Consider the following 23497-nt stretch of genomic DNA (forward strand, 5'->3'; position numbering starts at 1 on the left):
ACCTGATCCTGAGCGCCCAGCTGGGCGGCAACTGGGTGGGGGCGGTCAACCCGGACGATCTGCCTCTGGAGATGGAGATCGACTGGGTGCGCTACTACCGGAAAAAAGAGTGATGCAGGCCTGTCCACCGTACAGGCTTAGCCCAGACACCGCCACATACCGAAACTATCATCTTATCGTATATAGACTATGAACAAACTTACTTTACTGCTACTCTTCCTCACCGGCGTACTCACAACGCTGAAAGCACAGGAGACACACATCATCTTTATCGGCAACAGCATCACACAGGGGGTGATACTGAAAGAGCCGCTGACAGCCTCTCCCCCGGCACAGACGATGGCATGGCTGGCCGCACAGGACGACCGCCCCTTCGGATTCTCCAACTGCGGCGTGAGCGGCAGGACCACCGTAAACTTCCTGCCGGCGAAGGCAGCGGAATACAACAACGTGGTCGCGGCGGCCGACGCGGCACAGGCGAAGGGTGCACGGCTGCTCTTCTCGGTGATGCTGGGTACCAACGACAGCGCGGTGAGAGGGCCCCTGGGGGCACCGGTGCTGCCGGAGCAATACCACACCAACATGAAGGCCATCGCCGACGCGCTGCTACAGCGCTATCCCGGGGCGATGATCGTGCTGCACCGCCCCATCTGGTACAGCCCCTCCACCCACAACAGCTCGGTCTACCTGCGCGAGGGACTGCAACGGCTGAACAGCTACTTCCCCGTGCTGCGTCAGCTGGTGGCGGATTATGCAACGAGCAGTCCCGGGCAGGTACTCCTGGGCGATACGCTGGCGTACGACCATTTCAGGGAGAACGGAACACTCTTCTTTGCCGAGGAGGGCAGTGCAGGCACCTTCTACCTCCATCCCAACGAGGAGGGGGCAAAGGTGCTGGGGTCGTTCTGGGGTAAGGCTATCCTGGGTGCGTTGGATGCCCATCCCGCCTTTCAGGAGTTTGCGCTCCCTGCCACGAAAGCGGATGCTGCTGCTACAACCAGAGAGATGGCGGCAGCGGATGCTGACGACCGGAGGGGGCTGCCCTCTCCCTCGCTGCGTGTATACCTGCCGGACAGGGACAAGGCGACCGGAAGGATGGTGATCGCCCTGCCCGGCGGCGGCTACAGCGGCCTGGCCATGTTTCACGAGGGTTTCGACTGGGCTGAATGGTTCCTGAGCAAGGGGATCGCCTTCGGGGTACTGAAATACAGGATGCCGGCAGGGGACCATACCATTCCCTTCAGCGATGTGCAGGCGGCGTTCACCCTGGCGAAGGAACATGCAGCGGAGTGGAACGTGCACACGGGGGATATCGGCATCATGGGCTCCTCCGCGGGAGGCCATCTGGCATCGACCTATGCCACCCATGCGAAAGCGGGAGATAAACCGGCCTTTCAGATTCTGCTCTACCCGGTGATCACGATGGATGCCTCCTTCACCCATGCCGGCTCACGCATGAACCTGCTGGGTGAGAACCCGTCGCAGGAGCTGACCGACCGCTTCTCAAACGAAAAACGGGTGGATGCATCCACACCCCCCGCCTTTATCATCTTTGCCGCCGACGACAAGGTGGTGCCGCCGGCCAACGGCTTTCGCTATGCGGAAGCCCTCACCCGGCACGGCGTCCCTGTCACCTTCCTGCTCTACCCCACGGGCGGGCACGGCTTCGGCAACAGGGAGTCGTTCAGCTACAAAGCGCAGTTCATGGAGGAGCTGACTCAGTGGCTGGCCCGCACCGCCGTGCTCAGCCGTTGAGGATCTCGCCTCCATTGGGATGGAGGCACTGTCCGCTCATGTAGCTGGAGTCGCCGGACGCCAGGAAGAGGAAGCAGGTGGCTACCTCATCGGGCTCACCGGCTTTATTTAGTATTTGTTCACGAAAGTGATTCATCCATCCAAAAAAAGGACAAAATAAACTGAATATCTTCCTGATAGGAAAACATTCACCGTGTCGGTTTTGTTTTTAGTCGTAGTAGAATTCTTAAAAACGACAGCTATGACAATGTATGAAGATTACCAATCATGTATAGATGCCAGCCTCGACTGCGCGAGTGCCTGTCATTATTGTGCTTCTTCCTGTACCGCGGAAGATGATGTGACCATGATGGCGGATTGTATCCGCCTGGACATGGAATGTGCCGCGATATGCACTGCCACGGCTACGCTGCTGAGCCTGGGCAGCGAAAAATCGAAAGAGCTGTGCTGGATCTGTGCCGACCTGTGCATGGAGTGTGCCGAAGAGTGCGAAAAACATCAGATGGATCATTGCCGGCAGTGTGCCGCAGCCTGCAGGGAGTGTGCCGCCCAGTGCCGCATTGTGGCAGCTGCATAGGGCATGCAGCTTTCAGGCCGGTACAAACAGCTATCGGGATGGATAGCCATGCGGTGCCGGGAAACAAAAAAAACCGCCTTGCGGGCGGTTTTTGTGTGAACCGTACTGGGTTCGAACCAGTGACCTCTGCCCTGTCAAGGCAGCGCTCTAAACCAGCTGAGCTAACGATTCGGGAGTGCAAAAATAACAATATTTCCGATACTTTCCGCATGTTCTCACAGAAAAATCCGGTTTTATTGGTACTTTTGCCACTCGTGCCCAAAACCACAGTGCCGGCTACGGATGCGTGACGCACGAAAGTGTTCCGGCAACAGGTTTCAATCCATCAATAGAAAAGAATGTCAGAGATCTCTTCAGCCGCCTTTGCAGATTCAAAACCACATTACCGCATCCTGGACGGGCTGCGGGGCGTTGCCGCACTCATGGTGATCTGGTATCACCTGTTCGAAGCGTTTGCCACCAGCCCTGTGGATCAGCAGTTCAACCATGGCTACCTGGCCGTGGATTTCTTCTTCATCCTCTCCGGGTTCGTGATCGGCTATGCCTACGACGACCGCTGGGGGAAAATGACGGGGAGGGATTTCTTCCGGCGCCGCCTGATCCGCCTGCAGCCGATGGTGATCATGGGTGCCGTGCTGGGCACCATCACCTTCCTCATGGCCGGCAGCGAGATGTGGGACGGTACGCAGGTGCCGCTGTCGATGGTCATGCTGGCCCTGCTGCTCCATCTGTTCCTGATCCCCGCGCTGCCGGGTGCCGGTGCCGAGGTGCGCGGCAACGGCGAGATGTTCCCTCTGAACGGGCCCAGCTGGTCGCTCTTCTTCGAATATATCGGGAATATCCTGTATGCTTTGTTTCTACGCCGCCTCTCCACCCGCGCACTACAAGTGCTGGTCGCCCTGACAGCGGTGGCGCTGGCCACGTTCGCCATCGGCAACTTCTCGGGCTTCGGCCATCTGGGTGTGGGGTGGACCCTGGCCGACAACAACCTGACGGGCGGCTTCCTGCGCCTGCTCTTCGCCTTCTCCGCCGGCTTGCTGATGTCGCGCATCTTCAGACCCGTGCGCGTCAGGGGTGCTTTCTGGATCAGCGGCCTGGCGATCGTGGTCCTGCTCTCCATGCCCTACATCGGCAACGGCGAGGCACCCTGGATGAACGGCATCTATGACGCGCTGTGCACCATCGTGCTCTTCCCCCTGCTGGTATGGCTGGGTGCCTCCGGGCTGACCACCGACAAGGCCACCACCCGGGTGTGCCGGTTCTTCGGCGATATCTCCTATCCGCTGTACATGGTGCATTATCCCTTCATGTACCTCTTCTACGCGTGGGTGTGGAAGAACGAGCTCTCCTTCGCACAGGCCTGGCCCGTGGCGCTGGCGCTGCTCTTCGGCATTATCGTGCTGGCCTGGCTCGTCCTGAAGCTTTACGACGAGCCGCTGCGCAAGTACCTCTCGAAAAGGTTTTCTCCCCGGATCAACAGCTGATACCATCCTCCTCACATCACCGGGTTCAACGATCACCGGGTTCACGTTGCCTACGGTTACTACATTGCGCTATATGCGGTAACTGACCAATGAGCAGGGAAGATATCGGGGTCTGACGGACGAAAAAAGGCGGAGCCGGTCCGCCTTTTTGTCTTTAAACCTATTACTCCGGGCAATCCACAACACGCTGTACATCTAAATGGATTCCGTAAAAAGCGTATGCATCAACTGTGATGGATGCTTCGCTCCCTTTATAGGTAGTAAACTGTCCGGGCGACGGGTTACCGCCGGGAGCTGTTTCGTACCCCTGAATCTTTACCGGATCGGCAATATCCTGCAACCGGGCTCCATCGAGCGCGGAGAGAATAATGGTTACCTTACCATCCACCACTTCGGAAAATGTTACGGTTCCCACCGGGTAGTTCTGGCCGGCATAAACAGGAACGGGAGTACTGGCTACATAAGGAGTATAGGTTGCCCAACTGCCTTTTGACACGTACCGGGTGCCTGCGGCCCAGGCTGTTTCGTCCTGGTAACATACCTCAACCGGTGGTTCATCTTCGCAAATGGCCGGGCAATATTCAAATTTCATAAACCAGTTACTGCCCACTTTTTCGCCTTCTCCAAAGGCAGTTTCGCTTTGTACCATTTCACCGTTAACCACTTTTACCACCTCGGCTTGAGCGGAGACACACAGACATCCTTCGGGCAGCATATCAAGCGGTATTTCAACATAATAAAAGTTTTGCAGTGAGGTAAATTCAACCTTATGGGGGAATTGTTCCGGATCAGGATCGCCTTGCATGTTCACCGGTACCCCGTCGCACGTACCCACATAAAGATGGACTGCTTGCATCTTCCAATCTCCGGAAGTTATATAACCCACGTACAATTTCTCGGGAGTGTTGACCACGTAAACGTTTCCGGCTTCATGAAATTGTCCCGCCATGAGACGAACCCCCAGCACATCACGACAGGTATCTAAACAGGAAAGATCCAGGCATGGGGGGACCGCTATGGCACGGGTGCTCAAAGTAAAGCCAACAGCACTTTCTTCCATCACAAGGTTCAGGTCATTGGCACTTTCTTCCTCAACAAGGTTTACGTCATTGGAACAGGAAGAGTAAGTGATGGTGATTGCCGACACGACAATCACTGCGAAAAACAGCATAATTTTTCTCATAACCAATCATTTTTAAAATGTTAATTCACATGAATGCAACACGATGACTACAGCGATGCCAAACACAAATGGGTACGATCACGGATGCTTCTGTGGGTAATGTCACAAATATATAATAAAAAAAACTTGATTCTGGCCATAAAAAACTTACAAAATATTACAGGTTCTATGTTTTTATACGTCTCTGGCAGTCTGGTAGGTGGTTATTATAGCTTTGCGGATAATGAAGATGCGTAAGGGATATAACAAAGAAAGAGTTGCAACTTTTGTTGCAACTCTTTAATTTTCTTTGCGGTATGGACGGGATGTGAACCAGAAGGCCAATTAACGTCCATCCAATATGTTAGCAAAGTCTGAAAATCCACGCCCACGAATTGCCACCGTGATTTTCTCGGTGATTTTCAACCTTCTGCAATTTTGTCAATGAACTACCTCATAAAGGTAACTAAATATTTTGAACTTACTTCTTCAGCAACTTTAAAAAGATGATACCTCGTTTTGTTATCCTAAACTTTTGATCAGGGTGGTTTTTATTCTCCGGAATTGTGCGCTCTATCAATTCATCTTCAACCAATTTTGACAATATCTTGTTTAATTGTCCAGATATTTGTTTCTGTCCAAACCCCTCTGATATTTCTTTTCGAGAAAGAGGTGATTCCACTATTCTGGAAAGTACTTCTGAATACAGTGAAGGGTTATACAACTCTTGCTGCAACTCCCGCTGTAAGTCTTGCCCCGACTCTTGCTGTAGCTCTTGCTGTAACTCTTGCTGTAACTCTTGCTGTAACTCTTGCTGTAACTCTTGCTCCGCAGTATAGTTAAGCTTCACAAACTGCACCTGAAAGGATAATCCGGTTTCTTTCCAACGGAATTCGATTTGAGGATATTCCTTTAATTCATCAGCTATGAGTTTCAAACCATTGCCCCATTGGTCGATAATTCCCATTCGTTTGAAAACAGGAGCAATGACTTTGTTACGAGCATCGCTCTGACGGCTTTCCATGGCAGCATAATCAATCGAAGGAGGTAGAAGCCCCGGGCTTGTCACCTCAACCATATCGTCATAAATAGCCACTTTAATATCCTTTCCGGAAAGCGACATGTCCCTGTGTACGACAGCATTCCGAATGATTTCCCTTATCGCTTTTACCGGGTATTCCCAACGGGAAACGGTATAAACACCCTCCACAACAGCACCTTTGTTTATATGACGCAACACAAAATTATAGGCTTCCTCCGCTTGTGTTGCGATATTGGTTAAAATGCTCTTCTGATCGATAAATTCTTCCGAAGTAATACCTTTGAATCTTGCACATTCCACCTTGACAAAAGGAAACAGAGAGCGACGAAGTTCATCATCAGAAAATAAGACCAAAGCATTCGTCGGGTATTCCGTTCCATTTACCTTTTTCACAAGTTCCAACTTACGAAGGGCTTGCGTATCCAGAGATTCTCCGGTTTTATCCTGATATTCCTGCTTGAAATCCTCAATGTTTAACTCATTTGCAGGCTTATTCATTACCAGTTCACTATCGAATGATATGTTTCGTTTTCTGCGCTCCAATTCCGCTATGATCTCCTCATCCGCCAATCGATTAGATGAACCAACCCGAATATAAGTACCTTGCAGTTTTCCCTTATCTTTCCGATAATAAGGCAATGCACTACCACGATACACTGTTACTCTTATAATATGCTTGTCCTCTTCCGTAAGAAATGTGATGTCCGGTAGAATGGCAGGATAACAACGATCAAATATAATATTGCTAATCTGTTCCTCTATTTTCACAAGCTCATCCTCCGGAAGTCCGATAATCTCCCTCGGATTATTCCGGACACCAATATACAGTTCACCTCCTGCGTCATTTGCAAAGGCAATGATGGTATTTGACAAATCTGCTTTTTCAGGAAGAGTTTCCTTAAACTCTAACCGCCGACCTTCGGTTTGTTTAATGATTTCTTTGATAGTCATGTATTCTCTATTATTGTTGATTGGCTAATTAAGATTATCATGTCTCTACATATAAAAAGCGTATGATTCTTTGGGAGTATCTTTGTCTCCCAAATATTTCATAATCTCCCCAACTCTTCTCGCACAACCAATTGTTATTGGGTATTTATTATCAAATTGAGTATTATTCCAATTCATTTTTGTTAAACCTAATATTTCCAGACAGATTGTCTTTATAGAAGAAGATCTTTTTTCTATTCTTACCTCAAGAGGGGCTGGGATATACATTCCAGGATATGTTTGATATTGATGTACTGATCCACGAGTATATAATATATGTCTGTCTTCAGATAATGAAAATAATGATCCTCTTACAGGAGGATACAAATTATTTCTAAAGAAACGCAAGTCTGTCTCCATTATGGTAACAATGTCATACTCTGTAATATTAAGTTCCTGCATAGCATCCTCAAATCCATCCATTTCGTCATCATAATATTTAGAGGTCTTATGTAAGACTAATCTACCTGGCATAATGCCTGTTGCAAATTTATATTTAGTCAAAGCGTCTTTGAGTAACGATTTCGATTGCTCATAAGTTAAATGAGGCTTTCGATCAACTTTATCTTCAACAACAGGAGTACCTCTAAGTATTACACCTTTTCCATTCTCATTAAATATCTGAGCCAAACTCGTTTGTATCGTTTCTCTATCTCTACTTCTAAAAAATCCTATCCCAATATAACAAACTTTCGGCCTATTTTCATCAACCTCTAATTTCCAAGGAATTGTTTGAAGACCCTTGTAATATAATGCTGTACAGAAATTCCATGCTTTGGTTGCAGTGTCCTGTGATTTTTTATCATCGTGAAGAATATACTCTCGAACGATTTGTATGGGAGTATTATATTGCATTGTTTTTGCTTTCAATGCTCTTCGAAAATTTATCTCCAATTCTGGTTCTTCAATATCATCGGCTGAAATTTCAACAGGTTCATCATCATTATTCTCCTTCACAATTTTCCCCTCAAATGATTTAGGAACAATACAGATAATCACATCGCAATTTTTTATATCTGATAAGAATTTTACATTTTCAGAAAATAAGTCAACAGCACTAAGAATTTGTTTCTCATGATTATTCTCGTTCAATACTTTTTTTATATCATTTGGAGATAATATTCTTTCATAATTAGTATCATAAATGAACTTTGCACAAAATCCCTGATCTATGTTAAAACCCGGAAAAGACTTAAAGAGACCTTTTTGTTTCCCTTTTGAGCTTGCAGGAATAAATCCTTCAAATCTCTTCAAGTAATTTTTCATATTATCAATATCCTCCTCAATGCCAACTATTCCTATCAATAATTGATCTTTACGTGCTTTTAATATAGTGTCATAAACATTTAATCCCGTAATACCATCGCGAGGACAAATACTTTTTCCTTTACCAAATACTAAAAAGGGCTCCTGTAAATACTCTGCTTTCATAAGCTAAAAAGTCCTATATTTCCATTATTATCTATAAGTTTTCTCTTTCCCTGTAAATCTTCTAAATTTACCCATAAATCATCTTCAACAATAGGAGCAAAATCAAATTTTTCTATTTGTCCTATTGTCAAGAAAGGATAATCACCAAATTCCGGGAATAATGAAGGCCCAGAAGGTTGTAAATATTTTAATATAAAATTGAAATGATTAAAAACATGCATATTTCTCTCTGTTTTTTTTAGCCATTGTATATTCTTAAAAGCCATTGAACAGACTTTGAAACTCGGCCAAAGAAATACCCATTCAGGCTTTATTCCTAAATACCACTCATTATCAATGAACTCAAATCTAGTTCTGAAGGAAAGACACTTCAAGTTGAACACCTTATCCGAATCCTTCAAATCGTATTTTACATCGACAACTTTTCGCGTAGCTTTTTTATTGGTCTTAGACCAACTTGCAGTCCTTGCAATCCATTGATCTTTTGCATCTTTTTGAGTTGGAATAAATGCAAACAGTGATTCCTCTTTTATCCAGTTAATTTTCAATTTATATAATTTTGCCTCAAGACATTTTTTTAGGAGATATTTGAATTGAGATAAATGCTCTGTAGAAGTCTCATAAAATTCATCACAAGAAAAGGCCTCGGCTGTTCCTCTATCAATTATAGTAGTCAATCCGACAGAATCATCTTGCAAATCATGAAAAGTAATAATTTTATTATTCCAAACTACCCAATCGTGAGGAAATGAAATATCATTCATATATAAAGCCGAGACAGCATAGTCATGAAGGCTCGGTTTAAAAAAAGACCTACCCCTTTCTTTATTATATTCTTTTACAGTTTTCTTATCAATATCCAAGTCGGCTACATAAACAAGCGAAGGAAATTGAATTTTGACAAGATTAGAATATACAGGCTCTGTTTTATGGAAAAACTCTTGTTGTTTCTTTTCTATTTCCTGCTTAAGAGATTTTTCTATTTCCTCTTGTAACTCGAATGCATCTTGAACCGTTTTTCTAAAGTATGAACTTTCGACTTTACCTTCAAACTGCTTCTGTAAAAGTTCTTTAGGATAAGTTGTATTAAATACCAAAATGGGCATCTTACATCCTAAAGCGGTCTGATATTCCATTTCCGTAATGGATTCTTTATTTTCCGGTTGCCAACCATAACGCCCCCCTAAAATCAACACATAGATATCTGATTCTCTCACTTTGCTTAAACAAGTGGTCAATGAATCTGCACTTTGAGCTTCTATAGTAAACTCCGACATCACAGGGAATCCGCCAACCTTTTCTACAGCTTTCAATGCTGCTTTACGCTCGTTAGGCAAGTCAACGATTGTGCTACTAATAAATATTTTAGGTTGAGTTATAAACATTGTAATTTCAATTCGCTATTTTAATTTTATCCTCTGACTTTCTACATCATACATATAATTAACAATAGATTCATTCAAAATCAAGTTAATCGCTTCCTCAATCACTTCAAAAGGAACAACGAACCATTCTCTGGGACTAAATCTCCGTTCTCTCTCATCATACAAGTCCACATTTAAGCAAGCTGACGCAAAAAAACGGTGTAGCAATAATTCCAACTTATCAGCATTGCGGTTAAAGCATTTATATGTAGCGACCTTAATCACATCTGCGTATAAATAAGTAGCTTCATCTTTGGCATTTTTAATTCGTTCGTCAATTGGATGAGAAGAAAACCCAATTTTATATAAGTCTTTTATACTTAAGATTTGAGGGTTTGTAGATTTAGATTTCAAAACATAAATCCACCCCGTCTGGAAATCTTCTTCTTGTATTAAGTTTTCATCTACAAATAACTCACTCTCTGTTCCATACTTCGGACTAGTTATAAGTTTTCCATTTTTTTGGATTTGCTTACTTAAGGAACGATAAAGCATATCACTATAAGTACCATTCTCAAAAATTGTAAGAGTCCTACCGTCTTTTCTTCGAGATGTCTCTTTTGATAAATTGGATTCTTGCCTTTCAAAAATCACATCCTCTAGATATAATAAAACCCCATCAATAATATAAAAATTGCCAACATGAAGATTCTTCTCAGCACTATGAAACGGCAGAATTTTTCGTTTTCCTTCTTTTATTTCTCTATGCACCTTTTGGAACATAGCTTCATAGGGGGCAAAATCTATTTCGGACATCGACTTCCGCTGGGAAACAGACTCCGTTTCTGCTCTGTCTTCTGCTGTTGGAATATTTTTTAGTTTAAATATCGACAAATCTTTATCCGAATCAAGTAACCCAAAGTCATCATCACTTAATACGTCGTCCAAAGATAAACTTTCCAACTCGACATGCCCAAGTAAATTATGCCTATCAAAGGGTTTCAAAACTTTCTTTTTATCTTCATCCTGCCTGAATGTTTTTAACCTTGCCAACAGACTATACTCCGACATGCTTGAAGCAGTTGGTTCCCGATTATTCTTATCGATAAAAGCGTTTATCTCTTCGAATGAATCAATAAGTCTGTCATCTGCCGATTTCACAGAAGAAGATTTTGCCTTCGAATTCAATAATCCAAAGTCATCATCATTGAATATATCATCTAGTGTTATCTTATTGCTCATTAGATAAATCTCTTTGTCTTTTCAATTCTCTTAAAAATACTAATGCTTCTGCCATTCTTTTCTCTTTTGGATCATAAGATTGCAAATTAGGCACTTCTCCAAGTCTTTCTCTCCAATCTTTTATCTTAGGCCACAACAAAATAGCCTCTTCCTCAGTCATATCTACTTTAATAGCTTGAATGTGATCATCGATCAATTTCAACACTTGAGTCGTAACGGATTTGGAGAGAATCTCAAAAGCTTTCTGAAAAGGATTAATTCTATCAATTAAATCAATATGAATATCGTCTATATTCACAAAGCTGCCCGCCATCCGGATAAACTTACGTCCTCCCTGTTCTTCAATAACACTATTCTTAATTACAGAGTCGACAACTACATGCTGACGAACGGCTTCAACTTCATCTTCATTCAAATCAGGATAAACTTGACGAATAATTTTGGGAATTAATATGGTATTTATAACCTCTGGCTCAACATTCCCCGGCATGGCTTTCAACATTTGGTCGTCTTGCAAAATACGAGCCTTCAAGTCATTCAAATCGGTTTCGATAATATCCTTTGCCCTTTGCGATGTTGGAAGCTTGAAACCTCTGATTGAAATTGTGTTGTCATCTTCGTCGTTATTTTCATCTTCATCCTCCCCATTATCCTTAGCCTTAAATTTAAAGTTGGGAGCTAATACCTGTTCCATTAACAGTGATGCAGTAATAGCTTTAAGCATATTATTGACTCCTACCTTCACTTCATCACTATCAGCTTCCGGTTCAGCCACCAAATTCGTAAATTGCGCATGTATTTTATTTTCACTATCCCTCGTCGCCCTGCCAATAATCTGTATAATTTCAGTTAGTGATCCTCTGTAACCGATCGTTAGTGCATGCTCACAATAAGGCCAATCAAAACCCTCCTTTGCCATGCCCAATGCGATGATAATATCAATATCGTCTGCCGATTTTATTTCTCTTAAATAGGCAGAAATTTTATCTCTTTCTCTGGGGTTGTCATTTACCAAATCTGCCACTTTCAGGACTTTTCCCGATCGTTTGCTTTTTACATATAAAACCCCCGTATTTGCATCCTGATACTCCAAATCACCCAACACATCTATAATATGTCCGACTTCTTCATATTTTTCTCTTGAAGATTCTGCCGAATTTACGCTTGGGATGTGAATGATTGTTTTCTTATTCTCATTCAGTATTTCTTCTAATGCAGACATATCCTTATCCGGTTGTTTTTTGAAATAACGCCCCTGATAGAAATGGTAACCAATCCCCAATGACTTCAAATATTCATATCCATTTAACTGCTCATAATAATTGTATGTTACTTTTGTAAACTTAGCTTCATCCTGAGGTAGTAATACGGGAACATTATCCCCCCTGAAATAAGAACCTGTCATAGCAATAATATGAGCATTGGATTTTGACATGATATTCCGCATGACCTCGCCTAATCGATTATCTCCATCCGCAGATACGTGATGAAACTCATCAATAGCCACCAATGTATCATTCAATCTTTTTTCATCCAATCCTTCAAAAGCAAAACGCAATGTAGCATGAGTACAAATCAGTATTTGTTCATCACTTTCTAAAAATTCAAGAAAGGCTGACACTTTACTTCTCTCGCTCCCAGGCGTACAAAGGTTGTACCTATCATCTGGCGCCCAATCGGCAAAAAAACCAAACTTTTTAAGTTCTGTTGGACTAAATGATGCTCCAATAGATCTTTCAGGTACAGCTACAATTACCTTTTTTATACCCTGATTTTGTAATTTATCTAACGCAATAAACATCAATGCTCTTGATTTCCCCGAAGCGGGAGGGGCTTTTATCAGAAGGTATTGTGCCGTTCGGGCTGTAAAAGCCCTTTCCTGCATTTCACGCATTCCCAATTCATTTGTCTTCTTACTTTTCCCAGTTTGTTTATATGTAACTTCTACCAAATTCTGCATCTCTATATCTTATTTTTCTTTGTTCTACTCTTCTTTTGTTTTGCGAATAAAGTATCTTTATTCAGCATTTCTTCATAAAGTTTGAATAAATACTCTAACCTTTCTGTATCGGTTGTAAAAGGTTGTAAGCGATAACATCTCTCAACAGCTTCATCTAATTCTTTATGGGCTTTCCTTAACCCCGAGGGCATAGTTTTGGGATCGTAGAGCCACGCCATTGTTTTTTCGGGATATTTGGCACGTTCATCTAATATGCCCAGTACATACAAATTTAGATTTTCCTTTTGCTTAAGAGAAATATCAGGAAAAGGAAAAGTGTTATAGCATAGTGTATTTGAATATTGCATATCTGTTTTTAATCTTCCAGCGACAGCTCTTACCCATACAATATGCATCTTGGACGATAATATCCCAAATAACCAAGGTTGAACGTCATACATAACTTTTGTTGTATTAGAAGGAAGATAGGTTTCATCAAAATATCCAATAGGTAGATATTCTCGTCTTTCAGATCCAACTTTTGGAACTAAAATAAATTCGCCTTTTTGATATCTGTCTTCATCGAAAAAATGTGGGATATTAGCTTTTTTCTTAGTTCCTCCTTTTTTACTTTTAAGTCTGAATGCTTTTACTTTCTCAAATCGTTCTCTTAACTCCTTTATCTTATAAGCTTCTTCAACGGTATTCTCTGTAACATGAATACAATATCTATAGGTATTGCCAATAAGTTCCTGTGCTCCAATAAATTTTTTCAAGAATTTCTCTATTTTGGGATTTAGAGAAACTAATCTTTCCTTTTCTTGTATTTCTAAAATCAGATTACTATCATCACCCGGGCCGCTCCCCGTTATCATCAAAGGAAAATTACTCAATGGATTATTTCTTGGTAAAATGAAAGTGTTTGATGCGTTTATCAAGTAAGGACTAATGTTTTTGACAGACTGTCTAATATTCTGATTGTAAAGATGTTTTTCTTCGTCACTAATATTTCTAACACCAATAATTACAACCGCAACTCCCGCATTACGCTTAGCATTGTTTGTCCATTTAAAAGATTGGTGAGCAAATGAGATTTCTTGCTTTTTATTAAGGATAAGTGGCCAAAGTAACGCAACTTGCTCTCCTTGTGTTATGGAATTTGTTGTCACAAAAGCGTATTTCCCTGAAGTATTTTGAATATATGAAGAGGAAATGTAAAACCAACAAGAAATATAATCTAACTTTTTATAGCTATTAACTCCATAGAAAGTAACCTCCATGTCGCTTTTTTGTTCTTGGTCTTGATTTCTACTCCCCAAATAAGGCGGATTTCCAATAATATATACCTCATCATCTTCCCGAATAGGGCAAACATCTTTCCAATCGACTCGAACAGAATTACCATGTATAATTTTCCCAGATTCTTTCAATGGAAGAATTGGTTTTGACTGTCCGTAGCCATAGAGTTGTTCCTCAAAATAGTTATTCATTTGATGTTCTGCTAACCACAGAGAAAGAATTGCCATTTCATGAGCAAAGTCATCTATTTCAATACCATAAAATTGTGATAACTGTATCTGAGTGAATTCTATTCTCGGATTGGGAATCAGTTCGATAATCCGTTGAAGAATTCTAATTTCAAGCAGCCGAATTTCTTTATAAGTAATAATCAAAAAGTTACCACTTCCACAAGCGGGATCGAAGAACTTTATCTTAGACATTCTGAATATCAGCTTCCTCAACTGCTGTTCACTGTCTTTCCGCTTTTCAAATTCATCTTCAAGCTCATCCAAGAATAATGGTCTGATTAGTTTTAGAATATTCGGCACACTCGTATAATGCATTCCTAGGTCAGTGCGATATTCCGGCAATACAACCGCTTGTATCATTGAACCAAAAATATCGGGGTTTATTTCCTGCCACTGTAACCCTCCTAACCCTACTAATATTTTTCTTGCCTTAAAATTGAAAACAGGAGATTCAATACTATCTTTAAATAAGCCTCCATTTACATAAGGGAACTTTGCTAAATAAGCAGGAAATAAGTCTCCATTCATAGAATTTAGCCTTCTGAAAAGATCGTTCAGAAAAATATGCGTATCATTTCCACAATTGGTAGTATGTTGTACGAGCGTATTTGTGAAAATACTTTCTTCCTCAAAAATCCCTGTATCTTCTGCAAAAAAACAAAACAATAGACGAGATAAAAAAATATTCAATTCATGTATGCTTTCTTTTGAATCGTATAATCCCGGATTTGCAGATCTTAATTCATCATATAATTCAGCCATTTTATAAGCTGCATTACGGTCAGCTTCGTTGTCATTGGGAGCATGGTAAACCTCACTTCCCGCCAATGGAAGAAAAAAATCCACATATTTAGGTAATTCCTGAATAGATATATCTAGATTTCTATTAATCTTTAAATCCTTTGCTACCAGATATTTATAATCCGTTAATATAATAAACCGTGGATTGTGTTTTAAAATCCGTTCCTCCTTTGAATGGGCTTCAATACTACTTAGAAGTTTATCTCCTTCTTCTTCCTTAAAAAAGACTTTTCTTTTATAGAGAATTTCACCTTCAATTTTGGATAAGTTATAATCTCCTTTCTTTAGCCTTGTAATGGATGTCTTAGATGTTCCATAGGCAAGTAAAAGATTGAATATAAATTCCTCTTTAGAGAAGTTTTCAAATAGTTGATTTACGTTTTGCTCTATTTCTTTTGAGTTCATTGCCCTTCTTTATTATCGACAATTAAATCTTTCACGCTCACCTGTAGTATTTCTGCAATCTGATATAAAGTTTCCAATGGGGGCTGGATGCGATTGCAAGCATAGCTATTCACTATCTTGAAACTCTTACCGAGTTTCTCTGCAAGCCATGTCTGTTTAATCCCTCTTTCCTGTAATACTTCTTTTATCCGGTTCATTTTGTGGTGATGTTATAAAAGGCAAATATAGGAAATTATACTGGATAAATATAAGAAATTGTTAATATAAACATCACGTTTTAAACACTAAATAAAAAAACAAAGGTTTTAACCATTTAGAATAGGGATATCTATATCTTTTTTCCTCTACTTCTCTTTGGTACAATAGACTGTTTTTGCTCTGATTCACTCTTTCGGTTTTTTGGCAATCTGGGATCATCCCACGATTCCTGATATTGAGAATCAGTTTTATTTGCTTTCCAAAGATACGGATAAGCATAACTTCCTAAACCATACCATTTAACTTTTGCTTTGACAACCTGATCGTTTTCGACAAGTATCTTATCTCTCAAACGCATTTCGTATTTCCCATACCGTACAAATATATAGGGATGCTCACTAGTGTCCGGTTAAGGACAAGTTAAATGTTTATATATTGTTTATATTAAATTAGTTATACTCGTTTTTTCACTTGATCGATTTGAATTCATACTTTTGTTTATGTAATAATATTCAAAATTATGAATGCAGGCAAAACGGTTCTATCACAACTAATGATGTTTAGATCAGATTTTCAATTCCAGAGATGCGTTGATCGCTACAAGGGTGACTTCCGTGTAAGAAGATTCACCTGTAACGAGCATTTTCTGGTTATGAGTTTTGCCCAATTAACCGCTAGAGAAAGCCTCCGTGACATTGAAAACAGTTTAACTGCTTTTTCATCGAAACTTTATCACTCCGGTTTGAGATTCGCAACTGCAAAATCCACGTTGGCAGAGGCTAACGAGAAACGCAATTGGAGAATCTATGCCGATTATGCCCAGGTTTTAATCAAACAAGCCAGACCATTATATGCAGATGATCCCAATTTTAGATTGGATATTGACAATATGGTCTATGCATTGGACAGTACTACAATTGACCTGTGCCTAAGTTTGTTCCCCTGGGCAAAATTTCGAAAGACCAAAGGTGCCGTAAAGATGCATACCGTTCTTGATTTAAGAGGATCAATACCAATCTATGTGGATATCACAAATGCGAATATGCATGACGTAAACATACTCGATACGATCCCTATTGAAGCCGGCTCTTATTACATCATGGATAAGGGTTATACAGACTTCAACAGGCTTTACAACAAGATTCACAAAGAACAGGCATTCTTTGTCACCAGGTCTAAGGACAACATCAACTTTATAACGGTTGAAAAACAGAGAGTTGATTCAGTTACTGGTGTACTGGATGATGTTACCATCAGACTAAGCGGATATTATTCGGCAAAGAAATACCCGGCTGAACTACGTCTTGTGACATACGAAGACTTTACAGATGGAAAGGTTTATCATTTTCTGACCAACAACTTTTCTCTTGATTCTCTGACCATAGCTGAACTATATCGCGAACGGTGGAAAATTGAACTTTTCTTCAAATGGATTAAACAGCATCTTCGTATAAAAGCTTTTTACGGTACAAGTGAAAATGCTGTTAACTGTCAGATATGGATAGCAATCTGCACTTATCTTCTCGCAGCTATTGCTAAAAAGAAACTGAGCATCCCTGTAAGTTTGTATACTTTCACTCAGACTATAGGGCTGGCTTTGTTTGAAAAAACGAATATCAAAGAACTCTTTAGTGGCAATAATAATTTAAATAAACAGTCCGATTATCCCTTTCTGCCACTTTGGGAAAATTAAACCGGACAGTAGTGAGGGATGCTCTTTACTGAAAAAGAGTCTGCTCTTCTCGTCATTCAGAAAAACATACGAGGAAACTTTACCTTTTCCGTTATCCCGATTCATATTTTCAAGATAAATCCATCCGCCATTTCTCAATATTGTTTGCTGTGCGGGAGTAATCTCTACTCCCCGTATAACACGGTTTTCTTCGATTTTAGAAAGCTGTTTTTCCTCTTCCAATTGATTCTTCTCAAACACTTTCTTAAGGTTTCCATAACTAAACTTTCTATCCACTTGGGAACCTTTGAAAGAGAAATCACCATGACGAAACGATAATCCTTCTACTTCCCCCGTTGTTTTTTTCAACTTAAACTCTGTTTTAATATCCGATTTTAAGAGCAAGAATTGGAATTCTTTTTCATCTTTACACTGTGGTAAAACTGCTTTAATTGCATCATAAATATGATATTTGACTTTATCGGGATTCTTTAATTTTTCTCGCTTAACCTTGTCCTTACCCTTTCCGTATGTCAACCCATGCTTATCTTTAAGTTTTTTACAAACTATGATATTGCGCTTATAATCATGGTTGACGGATATTAATTTTAGGTCGTTATCAATACGGTTGTACACAATATGCAGGTGTTCATTACCGGTATTATAATGACGGACAATAATATATTGAGTATTGCGGATACCCATCTCTTCCATGTATTCTTTGGCTAATTGTACCATAAAATCATTTGTCATCCGCTCCTTATCTTCGGGAGCAAACGATAAAGGAATGTGTCCGACGGGCTGCTTTACCTCTCTTCTGCCGGAACGTTGCATCGCAAAACTACGGATAATTTCCCCGGTCGTTCCGGCCAACACACCTTCCGCTTCGAGCAATTTAGCGGTATCGTTCATCACATAACGAACACAGCCTTTGAATGACTTCCCTTTGATATTCTTAGCGATCATTTAATATTCTCTTGATTTGGAGCATAATCTCCATTATCTCAATTGCTTCCATAATATATCCAGCCTGATTTGCCTTTTTAGCAATCTGATTCAGATTGTTCGCTATCCCTGCCAACTTACGCATCAGGTCGAGTTCTTCTAACGTAAATCGAGATTTAACGCTTCCTTTAAGTACCATTTCCCGAACATACTGTGTGGCCTTCATTCCTAATTTTTCCGCTTTTTCCCTTATTTTATTGAAATCCGCCTCGGTCAATTTGAGATTAATCGAGGTGGACAGCTTCGCCTTTTCTTTCGTAGGACGACCTCGTTTTCGACTATTCTTCTCCTTATTTTCCATAACATTTACACTTTAATGGTTATGGATTTTTTCCGGCTATACAAATAGCCGTGCAAGCCAAAGAGGAAGCGACCAACGGGAGATGAAACGCAGGCTTGCAGGACAATCCCAAAGCAATGAGACCATCGGGAGCATCGCAAAAGGATTGTCAAGCGACCTTGAACCTGCCAACCATCGGGAGCGGGTTTTAAAGGTCGCAGCCCCGCAGGGCAAGGTATGCACTGGAGGAACCGGAAAAGCCCCTCAGGGATTTTTGGGTTACCCGTGCGATTACCTTGCTCCCGAACATCGCATGTTCCATTAGAAAAGATAAGCTGCAAAATATCACAGCTTATCCTTTCGTAACCGAAGGTTACAACTTTCGCCATACCTCGATATCTTCATGGTATGCGCTCAAGTGATGACGGGCTAAATTCTCTATAAGGCCCGACACACTCAATCGTCGTCCGCCTAATTTACGGACAATCTCATCCAGCCGATCCCGCACCTCACGGCTGACAAAGACCGGTTTGCGGTCGTCCAGCTTCGGAACTTGCAAGAAGGTGTCACGATATTCCTCCAATGATTCTTTCCGATGCTTGCTACTGATACGTTTGGCCACAGTCGGAACTATTGGTGTGGTAGATGCTTTTGGTTCTGAAGACACAGTCTCATCCGTTTCAATCGTTTTATCAGTATCGGTTGTATCGACAGTATAGTTAGAATAAACACTATCGTTTGTACCACTTGCATCATCTGCATCTTGACTGAAGCTATCCATCAAACCATTTGGAAGAAGTTTTTTAATTGAGGAATCAGGTTCTTCCGGCGTTCTTCGTTTTACGCTTCCTGGCATCAGGGGATTAAAATCATCAGGTACTTGCTTTTTCTCACTACCTTTCCTTTGCATTGCATTGTTCGGATCTTTTCTTTCCATACTTTTCAGTCTTTTAAAAGTGAATATTACGGCTGCTGTATATACAGTAAACCGATTGTCGCTTGCAAAGAAAAGTCTATTAATAAGGATTGTATTTACGCTGGATTCGTATGGGATATTCTGCAATATATTTCAATATTGGTCTCATTGCAGAGAGTGCAAACTTCAATATTGTGCAGAGTAGACAAGAATTAGTCCTACTATTCTCTTTATTCGAGATGGTTTATTTATCAAATGTTGGCTTCGTGCATAGTCAAATCGACGCCACACACTTCCACTTCATTACCAACTCATTGTAGTATGATATTTTCTTCTTTCCTTCGCAACAAAATATTAAAATAGAAACTGAGACATATGGATATTGTAAATATTGAAGCTAAAACATTCGAGGCGATGCTTTCAAAATTCGAGGGCTTTGCAGCTCAAATGGAACATCTCTGCCGCTTGCATAGCGACAAAGACATGAAAGAGTGGTTAGACAATCAGGACGTGTGCTTACTTCTGAATATATCTCCGAGAACGTTACAAACATTTCGGGATAATGGAACGCTGGCTTACTCCCAAATCAATCACAAGATTTATTACAAACCTGCCGACGTGGAACGTATTCTACCACTCGTTGAAAAAAAGCGAAAACAGGTGGCATATAAAACTGGGAGAAAGATATAACCAATTAAAAACAAGAATATGAGCAATGAGTTAATTACATCAGAGAACAATGAAAGGGTAAAATCATTTTTTCTTTCATTGGATCGTCTTGCGTCGGCAATGGAACGCCTATTCGTCAGTCGAAAACCGACTTTGAACGGAGAGAGTTTCTACACAGACGAAGAGTTATCAAAGAAATTGAAATTAAGTCGGAGAAGTCTCCAAGACTACCGAAATGAAGGACGTATCCCATACATCAAGTTGGGAGGAAAAATTTTGTATCGGGCTTCGGATATTGAGAAATTGCTGGAAGAAGGGTATCGGGATAGCTGGAAATAACTTACTGTCTCCAAACTACCCCTACCTCCTTGATTATTCTTTTCCTTTTTCGACTGATAAACCACCCTAAACTGGAGGAAATAAATTAGGCAACCTTTTTCGAAGGAATACTACCCGAAGGGTGGAGATTCCTGAAGAAAACCCAAAGGGCTTGAGGTTGACGTTTTATTTCCTTTGGTTATTTTTGTGTTCAGATGAAAAAGGAGCTATACAACATTTGCAGATGGCTGGTTCTGCAAATTGGCAAAGCATTTTTCTACGTTAGCCATATCCCGCATAATTGAATGGTCGAGAACCTTGGCGTAATGCTGGGTCATTTTCGTATTGGAATGCCCGAGTATCTTGGCGACATTCTCCATCGACACATTATTGGCTAGAAAAACGACGGTAGCCGCGGTATGCCGGGCCACGTGAGTGCTAAGCTTTTTATTAATTCCGCATAAATCTGCAATTTCCTTCAGATAGGCATTAAGTTTTTGATTGCTCATTACAGGTAGCAATACATTCTTCCTCACACATTCAGAGTGGTTGGCGTATTTCTCTATCAATTTCTTTGTAACAGACAATACCGGAATATTGCTCATATTACCGGTCTTCTGCCGTGGCTTCCGAATCCATAATGCTCCATTGTTATCTTTCATCAGATGTTCCGGTGTAAGATTCTTGATATCTATGAATGCCAAACCGGTGAAAGCACAAAACACGAAAACATCCCTCACAAGGGCAAGACGTGGAAGAGTAAACTCCTTATTCATAATTCGCTCCAATTCTTCTTGCGTAAGAAATTCCACATGGGTCTCATCATGCTTGAATTGGATTCCAAAGAAAGGATCTTTTTTCATCCAGTCGTTAGCCAAAGCAATACGAATGACTTTCTTCAAGTTTTTCAAATGCTTGATACTGGAATTATTCTGGCACTTACGGACAGTTTTCAAATAGAAGTCAAAGTCGTTTACAAACTGACCGTTGATTTCCGACAAAAGCACATCATCTTTGCCGTATTGGTGTTGCATGTACTCCTGAAGATGAGATAACGAGGTGTCGAATTTTTCAACAGTAGATTTGGTAAAATCAATACCGATCAATGCACGGCATTTTTTGTTATGCTCTCGATAAACATCTACAATGGTTTTGTCATTTTCATCCCGACCATAGAAACTATCCCGCAAAGCTTTCGCTGTTATCTGCCTGCCATCAATTTCAAAAGTACGGTGGATTTGATACATCCGCATTTTGAGCGTTTCGAGATAGTGATTCAATTCCCTGTCCTTTGGCATCTTGCCGGAACTACATTCCCGCCGTTGATCCCACATTTTGACTTGGACACTCCGTTTGATGGAAATATCGGCAATTTCGCCGTTTACCGTAACACGTAAATAAATAGGGGCTTCTCCATTTTTGAGAAGCCTGTGCTTTCTGATTACAAAAAGCAAATTGAACGTTGATTTAATTACATTCATGGGCTTTAAAATTTTGTTTTGCAAAGTTACTTTATATAGCCCGTTAACAAGATAAGCAAATTATTGAAAATCAACGAATAAAAACCCAAATCGTGGGCGAGAATCAGGATTGGTAAAAAGCCCACGAATTGCACCGTGAATAGTGCGTCAAACTGCTGTTTTTCGTGGGCAAGGGGTATAAAGAGAAAGCCCTGAAACTATTGAATTTCAGAGCTTTGCTTTGTTTGTCGAATTACTTCTGCGGTATGGACGGGACTCGAACCCGCGACCCCCTGCGTGACAGGCAGGTATTCTAACCAACTGAACTACCACACCGTTTGCTTATCGTTTCGGATAGCGAGTGCAAAGGTAAGCAAATTTTCGAAATCGCAAAATAATTTGCACAGATTTTTCTGTTATTTACCGTAAAAAACCGTTGTAACCGCTACCGTTGCTGACAGGACGCAGCTGCCGCTTCTGTTTACTGCTTCTTCCGGCGGTTACTCCTCCTCTGCAACAGAGGCCGGTTCCTTCAGCCACTGGTCGAACCAGCGGAAGAACTCGCGCTGGAACAGGATGCCGTTCTGTGGCTTACCGATCCAGTGGTTCTCATCGGGGAAGATGAGCATCCGCGACGGGATAGCGCGCAGCTGGGCAGCGTTGAACGCCATCATGCCCTGCGATGCCAGGATGCGGTAGTCCTTCTCGCCATGGGTGATCATGATGGGGGTGTCCCACCGGTCTACAAAGCGATGGGGGGAGTTCTCATAAGTGCGCTGTGCCGTGGCATTGCCCTTGTCCCAGTAGGGGCCGCCCATATCCCAGTTGGCGAACCACATCTCCTCGGTCTCGAGGTACTGTGCCTCCAGGTTGAAGATGCCGGCGTGCGACAGGAAGGCTTTGAAGCGCTTGTCGTGGTTGCCCGCCAGCCAGTAGACGGAGAAGCCGCCGTAGCTGGCTCCCGTGCATCCGAGGCGTGTCTCATCGACATAGGGCTCCTTCGCCAGTGCATCGATAGCCGAGAGGTAGTCTTTCATGTTCTGTCCGCCGTAGTCGCCGCTGATCTGCTCCAGCCACTCCTGACCGAAGCCGGGGAGGCCGCGCCGGTTGGGTGCCACGACGATATAGCCGTTGGCGGCCATCATCTGCAGGTTCCAGCGGTAGGACCAGAACTGGCTGACCATGCTCTGCGGCCCGCCCTGACAGTAGAGCAGCGCCGGGTATTTCTTCGCGGGGTCGAAATCGGGAGGATAGACCA

21 protein-coding genes, 2 tRNA genes and 1 pseudogene are annotated in these 23497 nt (G+C 41.9%); 7 read left to right on the top strand and 17 right to left on the bottom strand.

Translation table 11 applies throughout. The features are described 5' to 3' along the window. The first annotated feature begins 189 nt into the window (after window positions 1-189). Window positions 190-1755, top strand: a complete 1566-nt coding sequence (locus tag NC238_08830) for a GDSL-type esterase/lipase family protein (protein ID MCM1566035.1) — start codon at window positions 190-192, stop codon at window positions 1753-1755. Here NC238_08830 and NC238_08835 read toward each other — a convergent pair. After that, a pseudogene (locus tag NC238_08835) lies at window positions 1745-1867 on the bottom strand (SDR family oxidoreductase). The gene NC238_08830 and the pseudogene NC238_08835 sit on opposite strands and share 11 nt — an antisense overlap. Window positions 1868-1948: 81 nt before the next feature. Here NC238_08835 and NC238_08840 point away from each other — a divergent pair. Next, window positions 1949-2332: a four-helix bundle copper-binding protein gene (locus NC238_08840; GenBank protein MCM1566036.1), complete on the top strand. Its 384-nt coding sequence runs from the start codon at window positions 1949-1951 to the stop codon at window positions 2330-2332. 96 nt (window positions 2333-2428) lie between these two features. Here NC238_08840 and NC238_08845 read toward each other — a convergent pair. After that, window positions 2429-2503: transfer RNA gene (locus NC238_08845), tRNA-Val, on the bottom strand. Between the two features lie 167 nt (window positions 2504-2670). On the opposite strand from NC238_08845, the gene NC238_08850 reads away from it, so the two are divergent. Then, window positions 2671-3816 (top strand): acyltransferase, encoded by a 1146-nt coding sequence (locus NC238_08850; protein MCM1566037.1) that lies wholly within the window; start codon window positions 2671-2673, stop codon window positions 3814-3816. 163 nt (window positions 3817-3979) lie between these two features. On the opposite strand, the gene NC238_08855 is transcribed toward NC238_08850, so the two are convergent. From NC238_08855 to NC238_08895, 9 genes are all read right to left on the bottom strand, one after another. Next, a complete protein-coding gene (locus NC238_08855) occupies window positions 3980-4987 on the bottom strand; it encodes a hypothetical protein (GenBank protein MCM1566038.1) in 1008 nt (335 codons plus the stop codon). A gap of 472 nt (window positions 4988-5459) precedes the next feature. Beyond that, entirely contained in the window at window positions 5460-6971 is a 1512-nt protein-coding gene (locus tag NC238_08860; protein ID MCM1566039.1) for a putative DNA binding domain-containing protein, read from the bottom strand. 45 nt (window positions 6972-7016) lie between these two features. Continuing rightward, a complete protein-coding gene (locus tag NC238_08865; protein MCM1566040.1) occupies window positions 7017-8441 on the bottom strand; it encodes a hypothetical protein in 1425 nt (474 codons plus the stop codon). After that, entirely contained in the window at window positions 8438-9826 is a 1389-nt protein-coding gene (locus NC238_08870; protein MCM1566041.1) for a DUF4062 domain-containing protein, read from the bottom strand. Before NC238_08870 ends, NC238_08865 begins: the two co-directional genes overlap by 4 nt. Window positions 9827-9841: 15 nt before the next feature. Next, window positions 9842-11047, bottom strand: a complete 1206-nt coding sequence (locus NC238_08875) for a GIY-YIG nuclease family protein (protein ID MCM1566042.1) — start codon at window positions 11045-11047, stop codon at window positions 9842-9844. Further along, the gene (locus NC238_08880; GenBank protein MCM1566043.1) at window positions 11037-12998 is read right to left on the bottom strand and encodes a DEAD/DEAH box helicase family protein; all 1962 of its coding nucleotides are present in this window, start codon (window positions 12996-12998) and stop codon (window positions 11037-11039) included. The genes NC238_08875 and NC238_08880 overlap by 11 nt, the downstream gene beginning before the upstream one ends. An 11-nt stretch (window positions 12999-13009) precedes the next feature. Next, a complete protein-coding gene (locus NC238_08885) occupies window positions 13010-15721 on the bottom strand; it encodes an N-6 DNA methylase (GenBank protein ID MCM1566044.1) in 2712 nt (903 codons plus the stop codon). Beyond that, a complete protein-coding gene (locus NC238_08890) occupies window positions 15718-15918 on the bottom strand; it encodes a helix-turn-helix transcriptional regulator (GenBank protein ID MCM1566045.1) in 201 nt (66 codons plus the stop codon). Before NC238_08890 ends, NC238_08885 begins: the two co-directional genes overlap by 4 nt. A 131-nt stretch (window positions 15919-16049) precedes the next feature. Continuing rightward, the gene (locus NC238_08895) at window positions 16050-16277 is read right to left on the bottom strand and encodes a hypothetical protein (protein MCM1566046.1); all 228 of its coding nucleotides are present in this window, start codon (window positions 16275-16277) and stop codon (window positions 16050-16052) included. Window positions 16278-16439: 162 nt separating this feature from the next. Here NC238_08895 and NC238_08900 point away from each other — a divergent pair, with 162 nt between their 5' ends. After that, a complete protein-coding gene (locus tag NC238_08900; GenBank protein MCM1566047.1) occupies window positions 16440-17612 on the top strand; it encodes an IS4 family transposase in 1173 nt (390 codons plus the stop codon). On the opposite strand, the gene NC238_08905 is transcribed toward NC238_08900, so the two are convergent. Both NC238_08905 and NC238_08910 read right to left on the bottom strand, forming a co-directional pair. Continuing rightward, window positions 17565-18503, bottom strand: coding sequence for a relaxase/mobilization nuclease domain-containing protein (locus tag NC238_08905; protein ID MCM1566048.1), 939 nt, complete (start codon window positions 18501-18503; stop codon window positions 17565-17567). The two genes, NC238_08900 and NC238_08905, sit on opposite strands and share 48 nt — an antisense overlap. Before the next feature lie 43 nt (window positions 18504-18546). Beyond that, on the bottom strand, window positions 18547-18897 hold the full coding sequence (locus NC238_08910; protein MCM1566049.1) for a MobC family plasmid mobilization relaxosome protein: 351 nt from the start codon (window positions 18895-18897) through the stop codon (window positions 18547-18549). An 82-nt stretch (window positions 18898-18979) separates the two neighbouring features. Between NC238_08910 and NC238_08915 the strand changes: the two genes are divergently transcribed. Continuing rightward, window positions 18980-19201: a hypothetical protein gene (locus NC238_08915; protein ID MCM1566050.1), complete on the top strand. Its 222-nt coding sequence runs from the start codon at window positions 18980-18982 to the stop codon at window positions 19199-19201. A gap of 48 nt (window positions 19202-19249) precedes the next feature. Here the strand turns inward: NC238_08915 and NC238_08920 are convergent, their stop codons facing one another. After that, complete coding sequence (locus tag NC238_08920) at window positions 19250-19813, bottom strand: DUF3408 domain-containing protein (GenBank protein ID MCM1566051.1); 564 nt, start codon at window positions 19811-19813, stop codon at window positions 19250-19252. Between the two features lie 354 nt (window positions 19814-20167). Here NC238_08920 and NC238_08925 point away from each other — a divergent pair, with 354 nt between their 5' ends. Beyond that, complete coding sequence (locus NC238_08925; protein ID MCM1566052.1) at window positions 20168-20482, top strand: helix-turn-helix domain-containing protein; 315 nt, start codon at window positions 20168-20170, stop codon at window positions 20480-20482. 99 nt (window positions 20483-20581) lie between these two features. Next, entirely contained in the window at window positions 20582-20800 is a 219-nt protein-coding gene (locus NC238_08930) for a helix-turn-helix domain-containing protein (protein ID MCM1566053.1), read from the top strand. A 206-nt stretch (window positions 20801-21006) separates the two neighbouring features. Here NC238_08930 and NC238_08935 read toward each other — a convergent pair whose 3' ends face one another. The 3 genes from NC238_08935 to NC238_08945 form a co-directional block, all read right to left on the bottom strand. Further along, window positions 21007-22260, bottom strand: a complete 1254-nt coding sequence (locus NC238_08935; protein MCM1566054.1) for a site-specific integrase — start codon at window positions 22258-22260, stop codon at window positions 21007-21009. A 241-nt stretch (window positions 22261-22501) separates the two neighbouring features. Then, a tRNA-Asp gene (locus NC238_08940) sits at window positions 22502-22575 on the bottom strand. 164 nt (window positions 22576-22739) lie between these two features. Continuing rightward, window positions 22740-23497: S9 family peptidase (locus NC238_08945; protein ID MCM1566055.1), on the bottom strand; the 758-nt coding region annotated here is incomplete at its 5' end.

It is taken from the genome of Dehalobacter sp., assembly GCA_023667845.1.
GTDB lineage: Bacteria > Bacillota > Desulfitobacteriia > Desulfitobacteriales > Syntrophobotulaceae > Dehalobacter.